At 70.7% G+C, this 17,313-nt stretch carries 19 protein-coding genes; 5 read left to right on the top strand and 14 right to left on the bottom strand.

The genetic code is table 11. The annotated features are described in order from the left end of the window. Positions 1–283 precede the first annotated feature (283 nt). On the top strand, positions 284–1,804 hold the full coding sequence (locus tag ACIG5E_RS09875; RefSeq protein WP_396532712.1) for a sensor histidine kinase: 1,521 nt from the start codon (positions 284–286) through the stop codon (positions 1,802–1,804). A gap of 464 nt (positions 1,805–2,268) precedes the next feature. Here ACIG5E_RS09875 and ACIG5E_RS09870 read toward each other — a convergent pair whose 3' ends face one another. Next, positions 2,269–2,520 carry a WhiB family transcriptional regulator gene (locus ACIG5E_RS09870; RefSeq protein ID WP_014138019.1) on the bottom strand — a complete coding sequence of 84 codons (252 nt, stop codon included), beginning with the start codon at positions 2,518–2,520 and terminating at the stop codon, positions 2,269–2,271. A gap of 371 nt (positions 2,521–2,891) precedes the next feature. Beyond that, on the bottom strand, positions 2,892–3,863 hold the full coding sequence (locus tag ACIG5E_RS09865) for a diacylglycerol/lipid kinase family protein (protein ID WP_396532710.1): 972 nt from the start codon (positions 3,861–3,863) through the stop codon (positions 2,892–2,894). 50 nt (positions 3,864–3,913) lie between these two features. Between ACIG5E_RS09865 and ACIG5E_RS09860 the strand changes: the two genes are divergently transcribed. Then, positions 3,914–4,330: a hypothetical protein gene (locus ACIG5E_RS09860; RefSeq protein ID WP_396532709.1), complete on the top strand. Its 417-nt coding sequence runs from the start codon at positions 3,914–3,916 to the stop codon at positions 4,328–4,330. A gap of 93 nt (positions 4,331–4,423) precedes the next feature. Here ACIG5E_RS09860 and ACIG5E_RS09855 read toward each other — a convergent pair whose 3' ends face one another. From ACIG5E_RS09855 to sodN, 6 genes are all read right to left on the bottom strand, one after another. Further along, positions 4,424–5,416 (bottom strand): RNA polymerase sigma factor SigF, encoded by a 993-nt coding sequence (locus tag ACIG5E_RS09855; RefSeq protein WP_396532708.1) that lies wholly within the window; start codon positions 5,414–5,416, stop codon positions 4,424–4,426. Between the two features lie 154 nt (positions 5,417–5,570). Next, on the bottom strand, positions 5,571–5,981 hold the full coding sequence (locus ACIG5E_RS09850) for an anti-sigma regulatory factor (protein ID WP_396242274.1): 411 nt from the start codon (positions 5,979–5,981) through the stop codon (positions 5,571–5,573). A gap of 230 nt (positions 5,982–6,211) precedes the next feature. Next, on the bottom strand, positions 6,212–6,688 hold the full coding sequence (locus ACIG5E_RS09845) for a GNAT family N-acetyltransferase (RefSeq protein ID WP_396532707.1): 477 nt from the start codon (positions 6,686–6,688) through the stop codon (positions 6,212–6,214). Positions 6,689–6,697: 9 nt separating this feature from the next. Then, positions 6,698–7,081 carry a nuclear transport factor 2 family protein gene (locus ACIG5E_RS09840; protein ID WP_396532706.1) on the bottom strand — a complete coding sequence of 128 codons (384 nt, stop codon included), beginning with the start codon at positions 7,079–7,081 and terminating at the stop codon, positions 6,698–6,700. A 91-nt stretch (positions 7,082–7,172) separates the two neighbouring features. Further along, a complete protein-coding gene (locus tag ACIG5E_RS09835; RefSeq protein ID WP_396532704.1) occupies positions 7,173–7,313 on the bottom strand; it encodes a hypothetical protein in 141 nt (46 codons plus the stop codon). A gap of 55 nt (positions 7,314–7,368) precedes the next feature. Further along, positions 7,369–7,764 carry a superoxide dismutase, Ni gene (gene sodN, locus ACIG5E_RS09830; RefSeq protein ID WP_045699892.1) on the bottom strand — a complete coding sequence of 132 codons (396 nt, stop codon included), beginning with the start codon at positions 7,762–7,764 and terminating at the stop codon, positions 7,369–7,371. Positions 7,765–8,022: 258 nt separating this feature from the next. On the opposite strand from sodN, the gene sodX reads away from it, so the two are divergent. Then, positions 8,023–8,385: a nickel-type superoxide dismutase maturation protease gene (sodX, locus tag ACIG5E_RS09825; protein WP_396532745.1), complete on the top strand. Its 363-nt coding sequence runs from the start codon at positions 8,023–8,025 to the stop codon at positions 8,383–8,385. On the opposite strand, the gene ACIG5E_RS09820 is transcribed toward sodX, so the two are convergent. The 4 genes from ACIG5E_RS09820 to ACIG5E_RS09805 all read right to left on the bottom strand — a co-directional run bounded on the left by ACIG5E_RS09820 (position 8,382) and on the right by ACIG5E_RS09805 (position 11,836). After that, on the bottom strand, positions 8,382–8,984 hold the full coding sequence (locus ACIG5E_RS09820; protein ID WP_396532703.1) for a CGNR zinc finger domain-containing protein: 603 nt from the start codon (positions 8,982–8,984) through the stop codon (positions 8,382–8,384). The two genes, sodX and ACIG5E_RS09820, sit on opposite strands and share 4 nt — an antisense overlap. 114 nt (positions 8,985–9,098) lie before the next feature. Continuing rightward, positions 9,099–9,896 (bottom strand): amino acid ABC transporter ATP-binding protein, encoded by a 798-nt coding sequence (locus tag ACIG5E_RS09815; RefSeq protein WP_396532702.1) that lies wholly within the window; start codon positions 9,894–9,896, stop codon positions 9,099–9,101. Then, complete coding sequence (locus tag ACIG5E_RS09810; RefSeq protein WP_270144178.1) at positions 9,893–10,867, bottom strand: amino acid ABC transporter permease; 975 nt, start codon at positions 10,865–10,867, stop codon at positions 9,893–9,895. The genes ACIG5E_RS09815 and ACIG5E_RS09810 overlap by 4 nt, the downstream gene beginning before the upstream one ends. A 36-nt stretch (positions 10,868–10,903) precedes the next feature. Next, entirely contained in the window at positions 10,904–11,836 is a 933-nt protein-coding gene (locus ACIG5E_RS09805) for an ABC transporter substrate-binding protein (protein ID WP_396532701.1), read from the bottom strand. Positions 11,837–12,872: 1,036 nt separating this feature from the next. Between ACIG5E_RS09805 and ACIG5E_RS09800 the strand changes: the two genes are divergently transcribed. Both ACIG5E_RS09800 and ACIG5E_RS09795 read left to right on the top strand, forming a co-directional pair. After that, the gene (locus ACIG5E_RS09800) at positions 12,873–14,066 is read left to right on the top strand and encodes an NADP-dependent malic enzyme (protein ID WP_396532700.1); all 1,194 of its coding nucleotides are present in this window, start codon (positions 12,873–12,875) and stop codon (positions 14,064–14,066) included. A gap of 88 nt (positions 14,067–14,154) precedes the next feature. Further along, the gene (locus tag ACIG5E_RS09795; RefSeq protein WP_396532699.1) at positions 14,155–15,117 is read left to right on the top strand and encodes a zinc-binding dehydrogenase; all 963 of its coding nucleotides are present in this window, start codon (positions 14,155–14,157) and stop codon (positions 15,115–15,117) included. Positions 15,118–15,174: 57 nt separating this feature from the next. On the opposite strand, the gene ACIG5E_RS09790 is transcribed toward ACIG5E_RS09795, so the two are convergent. Together ACIG5E_RS09790 and ACIG5E_RS09785 are read right to left on the bottom strand one after the other, a co-directional pair. Beyond that, complete coding sequence (locus tag ACIG5E_RS09790) at positions 15,175–16,227, bottom strand: PadR family transcriptional regulator (protein WP_396532698.1); 1,053 nt, start codon at positions 16,225–16,227, stop codon at positions 15,175–15,177. Position 16,228: 1 nt separating this feature from the next. Further along, positions 16,229–17,152, bottom strand: a complete 924-nt coding sequence (locus tag ACIG5E_RS09785) for a DUF4097 family beta strand repeat-containing protein (RefSeq protein WP_396532697.1) — start codon at positions 17,150–17,152, stop codon at positions 16,229–16,231. Between the last annotated feature and the right edge of the window lie 161 nt (positions 17,153–17,313).

Below are 17,313 nucleotides of genomic sequence, written 5' to 3'. Positions count from 1 at the left end.
CTCAACCCATGCGGCACCGCAGCCCGGAGCTGTCGTCGGGCACCGGTGTCGATCGAGAACTGTGCGGGGTCCTCGTTCGGTGGCGTCCGACCGAGGAGAAGGCCGCGCGCGGTCAGGGCAGTTGCGCGGTGGGCCTCTCCTTGGTGCCCTTTCATTGTGGACTAGACCAATCAGGGTTGTCCAGGCCGCCCGGCAAATTGGTCTAAACAACTCCGGACGGTCATCCGCCACCACCACGCCGTCCGCCGAGCCCGCCCCCGACCGGCGGCGCTACCCTCGCCATGTGCCCTCGTTGAACGAACTCGTCCGCCGCCACACCACCCTGACCGGGGCCGACGTGGAATGGCTCCACATGCTGGTCTCGGAGTGGCAGCTGCTCTCCGACCTCTCCTTCGCCGACCTGGTGCTGTGGATCCCCACCTGGGACGGCATCCGCTACGTCTCGGTGGCGCAGATGCGGCCCAACACCGGACCCACCTCCTACCACGACGACATGGTCGGCCACCTCGTCCCGCGCGGGCGCCGACCGCTGCTGGACGCCGCCTTCGACGAGGGCCGGATCGTGCGCGAGGGCGACCCGGAGTGGCGCGAGGAGGTGCCCGTCCGGGTCGAGTCGATCCCGGTCCGGCGCGAGGGCAAGGTGCTCGGGGTGATCGCCCGCAACACCAACCTGCTGACCGTGCGCACCCCCAGCCGGCTGGAGCTCACCTATCTGCAGAGCGCCTCCGACCTGGCCCAGATGATCGCGGCCGGCGGCTTCCCGTTCCCCGGCGTGGAGCAGGCCGACATGGACGCCGCCCCCCGGGTCGGCGACGGCCTGATCCGCCTGGACGCGGACGGCATCGTCACCTACGCCAGCCCCAACGCCCTCTCCGCCTACCACCGGCTCGGCCTCACCTCCGACCTGGTCGGCAGCCACCTCGGCCGGGCCACCGCCGACCTCACCCCGCCCGCCCGCTCGGCCGTCCACGAGGCGCTGGTGAAGCTGGCCAGCGGCTGGGCGCCCCGGCAGACCGAGGTGGAGGCGCAGGGGGGAGTGGTGACCCTGCGCGCGATCCCGCTCAAGCCGAAGGGGGCCCTGACCGGTTCGCTGGTGCTCTGCCGGGACGTCACCGAGCTGCGCCGGCGCGACCGCGAGCTGATGACCAAGGACGCCACCATCCGGGAGATTCACCACCGGGTGAAGAACAACCTGCAGACCGTCGCCGCCCTGCTGCGGCTGCAGTCCCGTCGGATGGAGTCCGAGTCCGGCCGGGCCGCGCTGGACGAGGCGGTGCGCCGGGTCGGCTCGATCGCGATCGTGCACGAGACGCTCTCCCAGGCGCTGGACGAGCAGGTGGCCTTCGACGAGATCGCCGACCGGGTGCTGGCGATGGTGATGGAGCTGTCCCAGGACGGCCGGGTGGCGACCCGCCGCAGCGGCAGCTTCGGCATCCTCTCCGCCGAGGTGGCGACCCCGTTGTCGATGGTGCTGACAGAGCTGCTGCAGAACGCCCTGGAACACGCCTTCGGCCCGACGGCCTCCGGGAACCTGGAGGTGAGTGCTCTGCGCGGACGGGCCCCGGCGACCGGCAAGGGCTGGTCGGACAGCTGGAACGGCGGCGCCCGGCCGGAGGAGTACCTGCTGATCACCGTGCAGGACGACGGCCGCGGCATGCCGGAGGGCTTCGACCCGAAGACGGCCGGCAACCTCGGGCTGCAGATCGTCCGGACGCTGGCCACCGGCGAGCTGGGCGGGACCTTCGACATGGTGGCCGGCCCGAACGGCGGGACCAAGGTGATCCTGGAGATCCCGGTCCGCTGAGCCCCGTCCCGGCGGGGACCGGTCCTCGCTGAGATTCGTCTGAGACTTCGTCGCATTCAGGCGCGCGGCAGGGGCGTGCACTCGGTCAAGAGCGCCGGGTGAACGCTCCGCGAGCCCCGCGATCGTTCGGACGCGGAAACAGAAACGAGGCCCTGTCGACCGGGGGGGGTGGGTCGACAGGGCCTCTCAACCCGTTCCGGCCGTCGGGGGGAGTCGGCCGGAACGGGGGCTCTGGGTGGTGCGACACCTGGCATGTGCGTTGCACACGGTGAGCGTCACAGCTCCACGATATTGCTCTAAGTGAACAGTATCAAGTGGCTGGACGGTCCTGTGTCGCGGGACTTCGCGGGGCTAGGCCCTTTGTGCGGAAGGCTTCACCAGGAGGTGCAGGGAAGCCTTTGATCATGTGTTGATCGGTACGGCGGTTACTGCTGGTGCTACGGCGTGTGATCAGACGCTGCTGATCAGGCGGTGCGGGCACGGTTGCGGGCGGCACGGCGCTTCATCGCGCGACGCTCGTCCTCGCTCATACCGCCCCAGACGCCGGCGTCCTGGCCGGTCTCGAGCGCCCACTGGAGGCACTGCTCCATCACCGGGCAGCGGCGGCACACGGCCTTGGCTTCCTCGATCTGCAGCAGAGCAGGACCGGTGTTCCCGATCGGGAAGAACAGCTCCGGGTCCTCTTCGCGGCAGACAGCGCGGTGGCGCCAGTCCATGGTCGTCCAACTCCTCCTGCCGCGGGGGTGGCCCGATCGGCATAATCGAATGGTGGCTTGTGAATGTGAACGCTTTCACGAATCCCACAACAACAAAAGAGACCAAAGGCCCGTCGGGCCCGGGTGGTCTGTGCTGGGGGGGATTCGGCGATTCGAGGGGCACCCCGCGGTCGGCGCTCCTGTGGTTCCGGAGTTGCCGTCGCTGCGATGTGTCCCGATCGCCATGTAGAGGTTCGCAAACCTCGGGCTCGGATACAACCCCCTTCGGGGAGGAATTTTTGATTCTTCGGTGTCGCCTAGCTCACAGCCAGTACTTCTATGGAGTGAAGGGGGCTTGTGCGTTCGAGAAGAAGGGCGAACCCCCCTTCCGGTCACACAATCACACGCAGTGCCCGTCGTACGCCTGTGAAACTGACGCGACTCCGGTCTCCAAGATGGTCCCCGTCGACCTGGAACGGGGCGGGTTCCTGGGAAACCAAGGTGAAGTGCCTGACGTCGTGATAGGAGACGACGTGCTTTCCGGACGGCCCGGCCGGTGGGGCGCCGTCGCCCGAAGGCGCGTACGACCGCAGGATCTGACGGACCGTTCGAGCGGTACCGAACGCCGTCATCCGGGTGACGCCGAAGACGTCCAGATCCGTGTCGAAGGAGGCGAGGGGTGAGGGGTAGACCGGACGGTTGCCGAGGAACGTCCACGGAGAGGTGTTGCTGACTATGGCCAGCACCAGGCCCGGAACGGCTTCGTGGCCCGGGAGTTCAAGGGCCACCGGGCCCGAGCGGCGCTGCTCACGCTGGGTGAAGTAGTGCCGGACCGCCTGCCCGACGTACAGCGCGTGGGTGGACTTTCGACCGGCCCGGCGCTGCTCCTCGACCCGGCCGACCACCCCGGCGTCGAAGCCGAGGCCGGCGGTGAAGGTGAACCAGCGGTCCGGCAGCCCCTCGGTCATCGCCTTGCCCAGCCCGATCGGCCGCTCGTGCCCCTGCTCCAGCGCGTTCAGCAGGGCACCGGTGGCCTCCACCGGGTCGTTGGGCAGGCCCAGCGCGCGGGCGAAGACGTTGGTCGAACCGCCCGGCACCACGGCCAGTCGCGGGACCTTCTCGCCCGGGCCGTTCGTCAGCAGCCCGTTCACCACCTCGTTGACGGTGCCGTCACCGCCCAGCGCGACCACCAGGTCCACCGTGCCGTCCACCGCCGCCTCACGGGCCAGGTCGCGCGCGTGGCCCCGGTACTGCGTCTCGGCGACCTCCAGCTTGAGGTCGCTGCGCAGGGCGTGGATCAGTACGTCCCTGGTCCGGCCACTGGTGGTGGTGGCCTTGTGGTTCACGACCAGGAGAGCGCGCATGGGGAAAGCCTACGGGGCGGTACGGACCGCCCGGCGGCTACCCTGCTGGAGTGACCGCAGAAACCTCCGCCCCCGCACCCCCTCGCCCGGTTTCGCTCACCCTGGGCGCCGCCATCACCGCTCTGGAGGGCGCCGCGCTGGCCGTCGTCGGCGTCTCGGACATGGTGTCCGCGCTGTCCGGGCAGGCCAAGCAGCTGGCCCTGAACGAGTTCGGCGGTCTGGTCATCGTGCTGCTCGGGGTGCTGCCGGTGCTGGCCGCCCGGGCGCTGCTCAAGGAGCGCCGCTGGGGCCGCAGTCCGGCGGTGCTGACCAACTCGATCTGCCTGCCGGTGGCTTACTACATGGTCCAGAGCGGCGGCGCGATGATCGCGGTCGGCGTGCTGGTCGGCCTGCTCGGCCTGGTGGGCATCGGCGCGCTGCTCAACCCGAAGTCCACCGCGGCGCTGTACGCCCAGCGGGAGGGCTGAGCGCGCTGGGCCGCCGGAGGCCCCGGAACGCTCCGGACAACCGGACGGCCGCCACAGCGGGAGCTGGGCGGCCGTCGGTGTTCCTGCTCGCTGCTACTCCTCCACGAGGAGCTTCTCCCGCAGCTGGGCGAGGGTGCGCGCCAGCAGCCGGGACACGTGCATCTGGGAGATTCCCACCTCGGCGGCGATCTGCGACTGGGTCATGTTCCGGAAGAACCGCAGCACCAGGATCTTCTGCTCGCGGGGCGGCAGTTGGGCCAGCAGCGGCTTGAGCGACTCGCGGTACTCGACGCCCTCCAGTGCCTCGTCGGTGGCGCCCAGGGTGTCCGCCACGGCCGGCGACTCGTCGTCGCTGTCCGGCACGTCCAGGGACAGCGTGGAGTACGCGTTGGCGGACTCCAGACCCTCCAGGACGTCCTCCTCGGAGATGCCCAGGTGCTCGGCCAGCTCGTGCACCGTGGGGGAGCGGCCGTGCCGCTGGGAGAGCTCGCTGGTCGCCGTGGTGAGCGACAGCCGCAGCTCCTGCAGACGGCGCGGGACGCGCACCGCCCAGCCCTTGTCGCGGAAGTGCCGCTTGATCTCGCCGACGATGGTCGGCGTCGCGTAGGTGGAGAACTCGACCCCGCGCTCGTGGTCGAAGCGGTCCACCGACTTGATCAGTCCGATGGTGGCGACCTGGGTCAGGTCGTCCAGCGGCTCGCCCCGGTTGCGGAACCGCCGGGCCAGGTGCTCGACCAGCGGGATGTGCATCCGCACCAGCTGGTTGCGCAGCTCGACGCGCTCCGGGGAGCCCTCGGGCAGTGCGGACAGCCGGACGAACAGGGCGCGGGCGGCTTCCCGGTCCGGTGCGCCGGAGCGGTGCGAGCCCTGGGCGGGCACGGCGCCGTGCAGGTCCGCGGCCTCCTCCGCCGGTTCCGGCGGAGGAGCGGAGGCGGGCGTCGGCTCAGACGTCGGCTCGGTCGGGTGGCTCATCCGGTGGGCGTCCTTCGGGTGCGCTTCGTCGTTGGCGGCGAGGCCGGAAACGCTCGCCTGGGTCGGTACGGCAGGTCCCGCCGTCGCGAGGCCGGTACGGTCCAGATCACTCACGGCCATTCCCCCGTTCCGTTCCGGGAGCACCGGGGCCGTCGGCCCCGGCATCGTCTCGTTGGTCGTACCGCCCGGGGGGCGGTACCGGGAGCCGTCCGTCGGGCCCCGGGTGGGGAACGGCGGACGGCCCTTGCAGGGTGCTGCTCGATGCCCGTCAGTGGGCGGTGGACCCGCCGCGCTTCTTGTGCAGGCTGATCGACACGGTGTTGTCCTCGGCGACCGAGGAGTCCACCTCGCCGGCCAGCGCGGAGAGCACCGTCCATGCGAAGGTGTCGCGCTCGGGCGCCTTGCCGTCCGTGGTCGGGGCGGCGACGGTCACCTTCAACGAGTCGCCGACCAGCCGGAACTCGCAGGACAGCACGGAGCCCGGCACCGCCTGCTGGAGCAGGATGGCGCAGGCCTCGTCGACCGCGATCCGCAGGTCCTCGATCTCGTCGAGGGTGAAGTCCAACCGGGCCGCGAGCCCGGCCGTGGCTGTTCGCAGCACGGAGAGGTAGGCCCCCGCCGCGGGCAGCCGGACCTCCACGAAGTCCTGAACGCCGAGATCGCTGTCGATCTGGGACACCCTTGCCTCCTGGGTGACGCGCTGTGCTTGCTCGGTACCCCCGGTGGGGGCCCCTTTGCTACCGCTGTTCTACCGCTACCGGTTCCGCCGTTGGTACCCCTGACCGGGGGTATCGAAGCCGCGGTTCCGCCAGCGTTGTGCCTGTCCTCCGCACCCGGTGCGGGAGTTACTCATGGTAAGGCATTGCGACGCAGGGTGGCAGGGCCTTTGCCCGTACTCCGTGCGTCCGTTCAACGGCTGCCGGCGGCCCGGAGTGCCTCGCCGGTGAGCCGGTACACCGTCCACTCGTCCATCGGCACCGCGCCGAGCGACTTGTAGAAGTCGATCGAGGGCTGGTTCCAGTCGAGCACCGACCACTCCACCCGCGCGTAACCGCGCTCGACGGCGATCCGCGCCAGCTCCAGCAGCAGCGCCTTTCCGTGGCCGCCGCCGCGCGCCTCCGGGCGGACGTACAGGTCCTCCAGGTAGATCCCGTGGGTGCCGCGCCAGGTCGAGAAGTTGAGGAACCAGACCGCGAAGCCGACCGGCTCGCCGGTGGCGTCGTCCTCGGCGATCAGGCCGAACAGCGCCGGGTTGGCGCCGAACAGCGCCTCGCTCAGCTGCTCCTCGGTGGCCACCGCCTCCTGCGGGGCCTTCTCGTACTCCGCCAGCTCGCGGATCATGGTCAGGATGACGGGAACGTCGGTGACGACGGCGGTGCGGATCATGCCGCGAGCCTACTGCTCGGGCCCGGTCTCGTCCCAGGCCTGGACGGAGGTCTGGTCGACGATCCGGCCGTCCCGCAGGTCGGCCATCGAGGCCATGAGCACCCGCACCCCGTCGGGGTAGCGGCAGGACTCCAGGAAGGCGACGTGGTCGCCCTGGACCACCACCTGCTCCAGCTTGTGGGTCATCTCGCGGCCGTAGACGTCGTCCAGCATGGCGCCGATCTCGTCCCGCCCGTGCATCACCAGGGGGTGGCTGGGCTGGGTGGTGCGGTCGACCACGCGCAGCTCGGCGTCCTCGGCGTACAGCGCCAGCAGGGCCTCGGCGTCGCAGCGCTCGATGCCCTCGCGCAGCGCGCGGGTGTCGAAGGCGGCGGGGGCCGCCATGGTGCTCATGGTCTCGCTCCTCCGGTCGGGTTCCGTCGGCTTCGCACCTTCGAGCGTACGCCCGGCCGGGGGCTTCGATCGGGGGCTCCGTTCGGGCCGGTCAGCGGGCCGGTACGGTGCGTAGGAAGTCGGCCAGGGTGCTGATCGCGGAGACGTTCGCCAGCAGCGGGAAGGACTTGAGGAAGGTCCGCTTCTCCTCGGCGCTCGGGGCCGCGTAGTTGTTGCGCCGAGCGGAACGCACGACCGCCCCCGTCCGACGGAGCGGACGGGGGCGGTCGGGTGGCGACGCGTCAGGCTCAGGCCTGCTTGGTCTCCCAGAAGATCTTGTCGACCTCGGCGATCAGGTCCAGCAGGGCCTGGCCGGTGGCCGGGTCGGTGGACGCCTTGGCGGCCGAGGCGGCCTTCAGGGTGTCGTTGATCAGCTGGTGCAGCTGCGGGTACTTCTCGAAGTGCGGGGCCTTGAAGTAGTCGCTCCACAGCACCGAGATGTGGTGCTTGACGGCCTCGGCGCGCTGCTCCTTGATGATGATGGCGCGGGCGCGGAAGTGCGGGTCCTCGTTGGCCTGGTACTTCTCCTGGGTGGCCTTGACCGACTCGGCCTCAAGCTTGGCCTGCGCCGGGTCGTAGACACCGCAGGGCAGGTCGCAGTGGGCGTGAGCGGTGGCGCGAGGTGCAAACAGACGAGAGAACATGGGAGTCCTTCCTTAGATCGTCTTCCCGCGCCCGAGATTACCCTTCCGCCCGCCGGGTTTCGCGATCGGGCGGTGGGCCTAGGGCAAAAGGCGGACCCGGAACCGGGGTAATCCGGACATCGAACAGATGACGGTCCGTACGGCAGACTGGGGGCGGGCGGTCCGGGAGGAGGAGTCGTGGCGCGGAGCACGGAACCGCAGGGCGGCGCGGGCGGCGGAGTGGTGCCGTTCGGGCTGGTCGACGTGGCGGGCCCGTCGATGGTCCCGACCCTGCGCGAGGGCGACCAGCTGCTGGTCCGCTACGGCGCGCCGATCCGGCCCGGCGCGGTGGTGCTGTTCCGGCACCCCTTCCAGCAGGACCTGCTGGTGGTGAAGCGGGCCGCCGAGCGCCGCGCGAAGGGCTGGTGGCTGCTGTCCGACAACCGCCCGGTGGACAGTGACAGCCGCAGCTACGGCCCGGTCCCGGACGAACTGGTGCTCGGCCGGGTGCTGCTGCGGCTGCGCCCGAGCCCGGCCTGGCTGGCGCCGGGCCGCGGGCTGGAGCGACTGCTGCTCGGCCCCCGGCTGTCCCGGCTGCCGGGCCTGGCCCGTCGCCTCGGGGTGTGGGTCGAAGAGGTCTAGTTTCCGGAGTGCTGATTCCCGCGGTGCAGGGCGGCCTCGGCCTCCTGCCGCTTGCGGGCCCGGTACGCGGCGACGTTGGCGCGGGTCGCGCAGCGGTCGGAGCAGTAGCGGCGGGAGCGGTTGGTCGAGGTGTCCAGGTAGGCGTTGCGGCACGGCGCGGCCTGGCAGATGCCGAGCCGGTCGGCGCCCAGCTCGGTGAGGTGGACGGCCAGGCCCATGCAGGCGACGGCGCTGAAGTGCGCGGTGGCGGTGGGCGAGTTGTCGGCCAGGTGCAGGTGCCAGCGCGGCCGACCGGCGTCGTCCAGGTAATCGTGCCCGGAGACCAGCGGGCTGACGGGGTACTCCATCAGCAGGCTGTTCAGCAGGTCGACGGCCCGGACCTCGTCTCCCTCGGCGGCGGCCTCGAAGACCCCGCGCAGTCTGGTCCGCACCGCCCGCAGCCGGGGCACGTCGGACTCGTCGGCCAGCGCGGCGGCACGGGCGGAGTCGGAGAACAGGGCGCGCACGGCGTCCACCGAGGTCAGCGTGTCGGTGCCGCGCTCGGGTTCCTCGGTGTTCACCAGCCGAACGGCGAGGTCGGCGTACGAGGCGAGCTCCACGGCGGTCCTTCCAGGAGTATCGGTAACGGGCTGACTGCTTCCAGCCTATTACCCGGCTGGGGAAAGCGGCGGCGCCCGGCAGGAAGTCGCCTGCCGGGCGCCGACCGTACGGGCTCAGAGCACCTTGGAGAGGAAGGCCCTGGTGCGCTCGTGCTGGGGGTTGGTGAGCACCTCGCGGGGGTTGCCGGACTCGACCACCACACCGCCGTCCATGAACACCAGCGCGTCGCCGACCTCGCGGGCGAAGCCCATCTCGTGGGTGACGACGATCATCGTCATCCCCTCCTCGGCCAGACCGCGCATGACGTCCAGCACCTCGCCGACCAGCTCCGGGTCGAGCGCCGAGGTGGGCTCGTCGAAGAGCATCAGCTTGGGCTTCATGGCCAGGGCGCGGGCGATCGCCACGCGCTGCTGCTGGCCGCCGGAGAGCTGCGAGGGGTAGCTCCTGGCCTTGTCGGCGAGGCCGACCCGCTCCAGCAGCGCCATCCCGCGCTCCCGGGCCTCGGCCTTGTTCTCGCCCTTGACCTGGACCGGCGCCTCGATGACGTTCTCCAGGGCGGTCATGTGGGGGAACAGGTTGAAGTGCTGGAACACCATGCCGATGTCCCGGCGCTTCTGCGCGACCTCGCGGTCCCTCAGCTCGTGCAGCCGGTCGCCCTTCATCCGGTAGCCGACGAGTTCGCCGTCCACCGAGAGGAGGCCGCCGTTGATCTTCTCCAGGTGGTTGATGCACCGCAGGAAGGTCGACTTGCCGGACCCGGAGGGGCCGACCAGGACGAACACCTCGCCCTTCTTGACCTCCAGGTCGATGCCCTTGAGCACCTCCACCAGGCCGTAGGACTTGCGCACGCCCTGTGCCTCGACCATCGGTACGGATCGGGCGTCCGCCACGGGCTTGGTCAGGTCGGTCATACGTGGCCACCTCCTTCGAGGCCGGGCACCACGTCGTCCTTGGCCGGCGGGACGGGCTTGCCGGCGAACAGCCGGCGCAGTCGCTGCAGCGGCGTGGGCGGGAGCACCCGGTTGGCGCCGCGGGCGTAGTAGCGCTCGATGTAGTACTGGACCACGGTGAGGATCGAGGTCATCAGCAGGTACCAGATGCTGACGACGATCAGCAGCGGAATGGTCTGGAACGTGCGGGAGTAGATGTTCTGGCCGGCCCGGAGCAGTTCCTCCAGGGCGATCGACGAGACCAGCGAGGTGGTCTTCAGCATCGAGATGGTCTCGTTGCCGGTCGGCGGGATGATCACCCGCATGGCCTGCGGCAGGATGATCCGCCGCATGGTGTTGAACTGGCTCATGCCCAGCGCGTGCGCGGCCTCGGTCTGGCCGAGCGGCACGGACTGGATGCCGCCGCGGACGATCTCCGCCATGTACGCGGCCTCGTTGAGGCCCAGGCCCAGCAGGGCGGCGACGAACAGCGGGATCGCCTGGTTGGTCGGCTCGGACCAGAAGGCCGGGCCGAACGGGATGCCGAACGAGATGTTGGCCCACAGCGTGCCCAGGAAGTTCCAGAACAGCAGCTGGACCAGGACCGGGGTGCCGCGGAAGACCCAGATGTAGAACCAGGCGGTGCTGGAGAGCACCGGGTTCGGCGACAGGCGCATGATCGCGAGGATCACGCCGCCCGAGACGCCGATCAACATGGAGAGGAAGGTCAGTTCGAGGGTGACGCCGAGGCCGTGCAGGATCGAGGAGTCGAAGAGGTAGGTGCCGACGACGTCCCACTGGAACTGGGGATTAGTGGTGAGGGCGTGGATCAGCATCGCCGCGAGGACCGCGACGACTGCTGCCCCGACCCAGCGTCCGGGGTGGCGGACCGGGACGGCCTTGAGGGTTTCGGGCCGTCCCGGGTGCACCGACCCCTGGTCGGAAGAGTTCACTTTGTGGCCTCAGGGGTTGTGTTCAGAACAGCGGATTCAGCTGGTGGCGCCGTTGACGACGGACTTGTCGATCGCACCGGCCTGCACGCCCCACTTTTCCAGGATGCTCTTGTAGGTGCCGTCCGCCATCAGGGACTGGACGGCGCCCTGAACGGCCTTGGAGAGCGGCGAGTTCTTCGCCAGCACGACGCCGTACGGGGCGGTGTCGGTCACCTGGCCGACCTTCTCCAGCTGGCCGTTGGTCTGCTTGATCGCGTAGTCGATGACGGGGGAGTCGGCCAGCATGACCTGGTCGCGGCCGGAGACCAGCGACTGGGTGACGTCGGTCTGCAGGTCGAACTTGTCGCCGTCGTTCGGGACGGTCGGCTTGCCGGCCTTGGTGCAGGCGGGGTTGATGGTGTCCTTGACCGCGTCGGCCTGGGTGGTGCCGGTCTGGACGGCGACCTTCTTGCCGCACAGGTCGGTGGGGTCGATCTTCTCCGGGTTGCCCTTCTTGACCGCGGCGCCCGTACCGGCGCTGAAGTAGGTGACCATGTCGACCGACGCCTCGCGCTCCTTGGTGTCGGTGAAGGAGCTCATGCTCATCGTGTACTTGTTGCCCGTGATGCCCGGGATGATCGCGTCGAAGGTCGCGTTCTGGACGTCGGCGGTCAGGCCCAGCTTCTTGGCGATGGCGTTGGCCAGGTCCACGTCCATGCCGACGATGGCGCCCTTGTCGTCCTTGAACTCGTTGGGCGCGTAGGAGGCGTCGGTGGCGACGACGATCTTGCCGGCGGACTTGACGTCGGCCGGGACGAGCGCGGCCAGCGCCGGGTCGGCGGTCACGGCGGGGACCGACGCGCTCGCGTTGACGCCGGCCGAGGAGCCGGACGACGACTTGCTGCTGCCGCAGCCGGTCAGCACGAGGGACACGGACACGGCGGCCACGCCGGCGGCGAAGAGGCGGGTGCGCTGGGTACGGGCGGTCATGAGGGGGATCTCCTCCTGGGGAGAGAAATCGGGCGGAGCGCGCCGCGGAAGCGGCGCACCGGGGCAGCTGGCCGTACGGAGCCGTACGGATGGGTATGTCGCTGTACGTCGTCGTACGGGCGTTGCCGGGTTGTGCAGTTGCCTGGGCGCATGGGGGCCGCCCAGGGTGGTGCGGGGTACTGCTTCCGCCACCCTCCGCCGAGGTGGACGTCGACCTGAACCGCCTCGACCAGTGGCCGGCTCGATCCGAGATGGGGGGAATCCTGCCATCTGAGGACGGTCAGGTGGCCCTCATTCAGATCAAAATCGGATAACAAGGGCTCGCGGTGTCCGCTATTCGGACGGATCGCGTGCCCCTGTCACCCTGCGTATAAGTATGCAGATCCGCCTGTGCTCTGCCCGTAAGCCCCGCCGGGGTGGCCCGCTGCCCCGGACGGGCTCAGATGCCCCCGTTGACCACCGCTGGGGCCGACCGCGGTCGCCGCGGTGTCGCGCCGGTGTACGCGGAATGGCGGACATGCGATCGTGCCATCCCACCCTGCCGGGCCCGGCAGCGGGTGTGTCAGAATTCGGTACCGGGTGACCCCCGAACGCTCGAACCAGACCGACGAGCCCCGACAGGCTCGGGGTGTTCAGGACCGGAAGTCATCACGTGGCTCCGTATCCGGAGCACCGAATCCCCAACGGGTCTGCGTTCACTCCCGCGGGTGCGCGTGCCTCCACGCCGTTGCCGCCGCCGGGGCCCGGCGCTTCCGACGCCGGATCCCAGTCGACGCGACAGCACGGCGATGAACGGCACGTGACGAGGACGAAAAGGCATAGGTGCGATGCCTTCGTCCGACCTACGCTCGGCCCGGTAGCACAAGCGGATCAAGACAAGACCCCATAAAAAACCCTCATCCGAGGGCGCCACCCGACGGCAGCGCCCCACCCCGACCCCGGGTCCGCTTTCGGCGTACCCGGTTTCCGGTTTCCGGACGGGGCCGCACTGCCCGTCGGCCGCGCACCTCGCCAGATCAATGACGAAGAGGTCATCGTGGCAGCGGAGATCATCAGCAGCACCCAGGACACCGACGATCCGGTCGACGCCGTTTTCGCGCTCCACCGCGGCGGCAAGATGGAGATCCGGGCGACCGTGCCGGTGCGCGACGCGGACGACCTGTCCCTCGCCTACACCCCCGGTGTCGCCCGGGTCTGCACGGCCATCGCCGAGCAGCCGGAGCTGGTCAACGACTACACCTGGAAGTCCAACACCGTCGCGGTGGTCACCGACGGCACCGCGGTGCTCGGCCTCGGTGACATCGGCCCGGAGGCCTCGCTCCCGGTGATGGAGGGCAAGGCCATCCTGTTCAAGCAGTTCGGCGGCGTGGACGCGGTGCCGATCGCGCTCGCCTGTACCGGGGTGGACGAGATCGTCGAGACGGTGGTCCGGCTGGCCCCCTCCTTCGGTGGCGTCAACCTGGAGGACATCTCCGCCCCGCGCTGCTTCGAGATCGAGCGCCGGCTCCAGGAGGCCCTGGACATCCCGGTCTTCCACGACGACCAGCACGGCACCGCGATCGTCACCACCGCCGCCCTGTGGAACGCCGCCAAGGTGACCGGCCGGGAGATCGGCTCGCTGCGGGCCGTCATCTCCGGCGCCGGCGCGGCCGGCATCGCCATCGCCAAGATGCTGCTGGCCGCGGGCATCGGCGACGTGGCCGTCTGCGACCGCAAGGGCGTGGTCCACCAGGGCCGCGAGGATCTGACCGACGTCAAGGCCGAGATCGCCGAGCAGACCAACCGCTCGGGCCTCAAGGGCTCGCTGGCCGACGCGCTGGTCGGCGCGGACGTGTTCATCGGCGTCTCCGGCGGCACCGTGCCGGAGGAGGTCGTGGCGACCATGGCCGAGGGCGCGTTCATCTTCGCGATGGCCAACCCCAACCCGGAGATCCACCCCGAGGTGGCCCACAAGTACGCGGCGGTCGTCGCCACCGGGCGCAGCGACTTCCCGAACCAGATCAACAACGTGCTGGCCTTCCCGGGCATCTTCGCCGGTGCCCTGCAGGTGCGGGCCTCCCGGATCACTGAGGGCATGAAGCTGGCCGCCGCCAAGGCGCTGGCCGGCGTGGTGGCCGACGAGCTGACGCCGCAGAAGGTCATCCCCTCGCCGTTCGACGAGCGGGTCGCCCCGGCGGTCACCAAGGCCGTGGCCGACGCCGCCCGCGCCGAGGGCGTGGCGCGGATCTGACGATCCGACGAACCCAGCCTGAGGCCGGGACGCGCGTCACACGTACGCGTGGTTCCCGGCCTCGGCCGTCCCGGCTAGTGTCCGGGGCATGTTTGCTGCCTATGCCGCCCGTATCGACGCCGACGACCCGCTCGGCGGCCTGGAGTTGGGCGAACTCCCCGAGCCGCAGGCCCGCCCCGGCTGGAGCGTGGTGACGGTCAAGGCCGCCAGCCTCAACCACCACGACCTGTGGTCGCTGCGCGGCGTCGGCCTGCCCGCCGAGAAGCTGCCGATGATCCTCGGGTGCGACGCCGCCGGCGTCGACGAGGACGGCAACGAGGTCGTCATCCACTCGGTGATCGGCCAGACCGGCCACGGGGTGGGCCCGAACGAGCCCCGGTCCATCCTGACCGAGCGCTACCAGGGCACCTTCGCCCAGCAGGTGGCCGTGCCGACCTGGAACCTGCTGCCCAAGCCTGCCGAGCTGAGCTTCGAGGAGGCCGCCTGCCTGCCCACGGCCTGGCTGACGGCCTACCGGATGCTGTTCACCAACGCCGGGGTCAAGCCCGGTGACACCGTCCTGGTGCAGGGCGCCGGCGGCGGGGTGTCGACCGCGCTGGTCGTCCTCGGCAAGGCGGCCGGCCTGCGGGTCTGGGTCACCGGCCGGGACGAGGCCAAGCGCCGCCGGGCGGTCGAGCTCGGCGCGGACGCGGCCTTCGAGAGCGGCGCCCGGCTGCCCTCCCGGGTGGACGCGGTGATGGAGACGGTCGGCGCCGCGACCTGGTCGCACTCGGTGAAGTCGCTGCGCCCGGGCGGCACCATCGTCATCTCCGGTGCCACCTCCGGCCCCAACCCGAGCGCCGCCGAGCTGAACCGGATCTTCTTCCTGGAGCTCAGGGTGGTCGGCTCGACCATGGGCACCAAGGAGGAGCTGGCCGGGCTGCTGGCGCTGTGCGCCAACACCGGTGTCCGCCCGGTGATCGACTCGGTGCTGCCGCTGTCCGAGGCCCGGGACGGCTTCGCCCGGCTCGCCAAGGGCGAGGTCTTCGGCAAGATCGTGCTCAACCCCTGACGCGCGACGGCCCGGTGTCCCCGTACGGCGGCACCGGGCCTGCACCGAAGGCTCGGGTCAGCCGAGCAGCCGCTTCAGCCGCTCGCCGGCCGCGCCCAGCACCGAGCGGGCCTCGGCCAGCTTGTCGGCGTTCACCCCGCCGTCCCGGGCCGCGTCGCGGACCTGGTCGCGGAAGCGGTCGAGCAGCCGCTCCAGTTCGCGGGACGGGTCCCCGTCCGGGTCGGTGTGCGCCCACGCTGGCAGGTCGGTGGGGGCGGCCGTCTCGTCCTGGTCCTTGTCCAGGTCGATCCGGGTCACGGTGATCCGCTCGCCCGGTTCGGCCGGCTCGTCCGTCGCCGGGTGGCCCCAGCGGGCGGCGTCGGCCAGCCCGGCCAGGCCCTTGGTCAGCTCGGACAGGCCCTCGGCCAGCCCGGTCGGCCAGTCGCCCTTCGCGGCGTGCTCGCGCACCTGCTGCTCGACCCGGCGCTTGATCCGCAGCGCCTCCTGCTGGGCGGCCGTGCGGGAGGCCTTGGCCTGCTCGCGCAGCCTACGGGCCTCCTCCTCGGCGGCCTTCGCCTTGGCCTTGGCGGCCCGCTCCTGCTCCCGGGCACGCTTGGCCTGCTCCTTGGCGTGCCGCTTGAACTGGGTGAACTCCTCCTTGGCGCGCTGCCAGGACTCGTTGTCGCCCCAGGGCCCGGCCCACGGGTCGCCGCCGGCTCCGGCCTTAGTGTCGCGCTCCGGCCGGGGGGCCTGCTTGGCAGCCTGCCACAGCTCCTCGCGCAGATCCTTGGCGCTGTCCCGGACGTCCTCCCGGATCGCCCCGGCGAGCTGTGCCACCGAGTCGTGGATCTCCAGCTCCAGCTCGTCCAACTCGCCGCGCCGGGCTTCGAGTTCGGCCCGCCCGGCGTCGGTCAGCCGGTAGACCTTGCGGCCACCCTCGGTGCTGTGGCTGACCAGGCCCTCCTGCTCCAGCTTGGCCAGCCGCGGGTAGACCGTCCCGGCGGAGGGGGCGTACAGGCCCTGGAAGCGCTCCTCCAGCAGGCGGATCACCTCGTAGCCGTGCCGCGGGGCTTCGTCCAGCAGCTTCAGCAGGTAGAGCCGGAGCCGGCCGTGGCCGAACACAGGGGTCATCTCAGGCCTCCTTGGTGAGGTCGGGGCCGGCGGGCTTGTCGGTGGCGGGGGAGGCCGGGAGCTCCTTGACCACCACCGGGGCGTCGTCCTCGGTGTCGGGGCGGCGCAGCACCGTCACCGCGCCGGAGACGGTGGTGACGCTGAGGCTGCCGCGGCCCTCGCCGAGTTGCCCGGAGATCTTCTTGGCGCCCCAGGTGCTGCTCATCGTGAGCTCGTCGAAGGTGCTGGAGACGTCGCCGCTGGTGGAGCCGGCCTCGACGGTGGCGTCGGCCAGCGAGGGGATCCGGACCACGACCGGGCCGCTGACGGTGTTGACCTTGACGTCCGTCTCGCCGGCCACGTCGAGGTCCAGGGTGACGGCGCCGGTCACGGTGTTGGCCTGGACCCGGTCGGCGGTGCCGGCGATCACGGTGAGCTGCCCGGAGACGGTGTTGACCTTGAGCTGGCCGCCGACCGCCTGGGCGTCGACGTCGCCGGTGACGGTGCTGGCGTCGATCCGCCCGGTGACCCCGGCCAGGGTGGTGTCGCCGCTGGCGCCCTGCACCGAGACGTGCCCGTCGATGCCGGTGACGGTGGAGTGGGCCGACACGGTGCCGACCTTGACGTCGGTGCCGGCCGGGACGGTCAGGGTGACGTCGACGGAGCGCTTGCGCTTGAAGGAGTCGAAGAAGTTGCGGACCGAGCCGACCGACTTGATCCAGTCGCCGAACTCGCCCCAGCTGTTGATGTCCTTGTAGGTGACGGTCAGGACGCCGTCGACCAGCGTCACGTGCAGCGCCTCGCCCTTGAGGTCGGTGACCTCCAGGCGGGCCGGGCCCTCGGCCGCGACCACGTTCACGGTGCCGTCGATGACGCGCACGTGCAGCGCGCGGACCGCGTCCTCGAAGGTGGTCCTGCCCGGCCCCTCGATCGTCCACTGGCTCATCTCTGCCGCCTCCCGTCGCGGATCGCGATGTATCGCGTTCTCTTCCAAAGACGATATATCGCGTGCCGGGAAAAGCAAGCGGTTCCGCCCCCGAGACGGGCCCTGACCCGACCCGGAGCCGCCCCCTACGGGGAAACGCCGAGGGCCCGGGAGGCGGTTGC

Source organism: Kitasatospora sp. NPDC053057, assembly GCF_044546945.1.
In the GTDB taxonomy this organism is placed as follows: domain Bacteria; phylum Actinomycetota; class Actinomycetes; order Streptomycetales; family Streptomycetaceae; genus Kitasatospora.
This window is presented reverse-complemented; position numbering and strand designations above follow the sequence as displayed.

Coding starts and splice junctions, on each gene's coding strand:
- sodN (WP_045699892.1), bottom strand. CDS start 7,764: ATGTTCTCTCGTCTGTTTGCACCTCGCGCCACCGCTCACGCCCACTGC.
- ACIG5E_RS09795 (WP_396532699.1), top strand. CDS start 14,155: ATGTTTGCTGCCTATGCCGCCCGTATCGACGCCGACGACCCGCTCGGC.
- ACIG5E_RS09790 (WP_396532698.1), bottom strand. CDS start 16,227: ATGACCCCTGTGTTCGGCCACGGCCGGCTCCGGCTCTACCTGCTGAAG.
- ACIG5E_RS09785 (WP_396532697.1), bottom strand. CDS start 17,152: ATGAGCCAGTGGACGATCGAGGGGCCGGGCAGGACCACCTTCGAGGAC.
- ACIG5E_RS09865 (WP_396532710.1), bottom strand. CDS start 3,863: ATGCGCGCTCTCCTGGTCGTGAACCACAAGGCCACCACCACCAGTGGC.
- ACIG5E_RS09805 (WP_396532701.1), bottom strand. CDS start 11,836: ATGACCGCCCGTACCCAGCGCACCCGCCTCTTCGCCGCCGGCGTGGCC.
- ACIG5E_RS09845 (WP_396532707.1), bottom strand. CDS start 6,688: ATGATCCGCACCGCCGTCGTCACCGACGTTCCCGTCATCCTGACCATG.
- ACIG5E_RS09870 (WP_014138019.1), bottom strand. CDS start 2,520: ATGGACTGGCGCCACCGCGCTGTCTGCCGCGAAGAGGACCCGGAGCTG.
- ACIG5E_RS09815 (WP_396532702.1), bottom strand. CDS start 9,896: ATGACCGACCTGACCAAGCCCGTGGCGGACGCCCGATCCGTACCGATG.
- ACIG5E_RS09840 (WP_396532706.1), bottom strand. CDS start 7,081: ATGAGCACCATGGCGGCCCCCGCCGCCTTCGACACCCGCGCGCTGCGC.
- sodX (WP_396532745.1), top strand. CDS start 8,023: ATGGTCCCGACCCTGCGCGAGGGCGACCAGCTGCTGGTCCGCTACGGC.